The 1,214-nt window shown below is 55.2% G+C and carries 1 protein-coding gene; it reads left to right on the top strand.

All coding sequences use genetic code 11. The features are described 5' to 3' along the window. Positions 1 to 723: 723 nt before the first annotated feature. Positions 724 to 1,086, top strand: a complete 363-nt coding sequence (locus KBI52_RS01430) for an HU family DNA-binding protein (protein ID WP_114949005.1) — start codon at positions 724 to 726, stop codon at positions 1,084 to 1,086. The last annotated feature ends 128 nt before the right edge of the window (positions 1,087 to 1,214 follow it).

The following is a 1,214-nucleotide window of genomic DNA, read 5'->3' as shown; positions in this document are numbered from 1 at the left end:
GCGCAACCCTCGCTCATCGCATAGTGTGGACGAGCCACCTCCGCCGGCAACGAACATACGGTCTGCTGGGCCAGCTCGGCCAGGGTCTTCTCACCCTTCACGGCGGCAAGGGCCACCTTCGCTTTGAAAGCCGGAGAGTGGTTCCGGCGGGGTCGCTTGCTCATGGTCTCTCCTGTCTGGCAGCCATTTTGGCTACAGTCAGGCAGAAACTCCACTTATCCCGCTGTTCAAATTTCCCGAGCCAGCTCTTCTTTCCATGAAATCTTCCTATGTCGCCCTTGAACTAATGACACCACGGTCGCTCTACATCGTCTTCTTCAATTTCAGCATTACTAGCTTCCGAGGCGCGATACTGTATATCCGGCGCCGGTTTTCTAGCTGCAACAGCCCACTGAAGCTCAACGTTAGCGAGGTTCGCAACAGTCGCCAAGAGTTCCGAGTGGTCAAGAAAGGTACCTCGGGTAACGTGTGGGGGCAAGATGAGAACAATGCGCTTTGTGTGACCTAAACTGTTGCCTTCTGGCACGGATCTTGCGCTTGATAGGTAAAAAGCCGAAATCAGCTACCTTCACATGACGAGTGTTCAAATGCTGACATAAAATGGTAAGAGATTTGCGCGATTCCCGTTTACTCTGTGATTGCGCTCCTCGGAGGATGTCGCTCCTCCTAAAGTTGGGCTCTGGTAACGGACGCCCCCCTTCCAACCCCAGTAGGAGAGTGCTGATGATAGGCAAGCGCGTAACCCACGCCCATTTAACAGCAGCCATGTACCAGCAGGGCAACGTCACAAAGGACGACGCCGCAGATCTGGTTGAGCAGGTCTTCAAGACAATTTCCGCGGCGCTGGAGGACGGTGAGAGCGTGAAGCTCTCTTCATTCGGCATCGTTACTATGCACGACAAGGCTCAGCGCTTGCAGCACAATCCAAAGACTGCTGTGGAGGTGTCGATCGAGCCTCACTGGGTCATCCAATTTACTGCGTCGCCGGTTCTCACGTCGCGGCACAGTCGAGTGAGGCCCCGACTGTTAGTGTCAGACGCACAGGAGGCCGATCGGACGGCTGCCGCCCATGGTAAAGCCTCTTAGGCCGACGCTGACGTCGAGCATTTCAGCCAGCTTGCGCTATAGCGGGCTGACCGGTTTTGCACTGAGCGTTGTCCATCAGATCTATTCCTCTTTCTCGATGCAGATCCCGGAGAATGTCTACACGCATG

Origin of the sequence: Microvirga sp. HBU67558 (genome assembly GCF_018069605.1) — a bacterium.
Taxonomy (GTDB): domain Bacteria; phylum Pseudomonadota; class Alphaproteobacteria; order Rhizobiales; family Beijerinckiaceae; genus Microvirga; species Microvirga terrae.
Note: the sequence above shows the minus strand (reverse complement) of the source record. Positions and strands in the feature narration are given on the sequence as shown.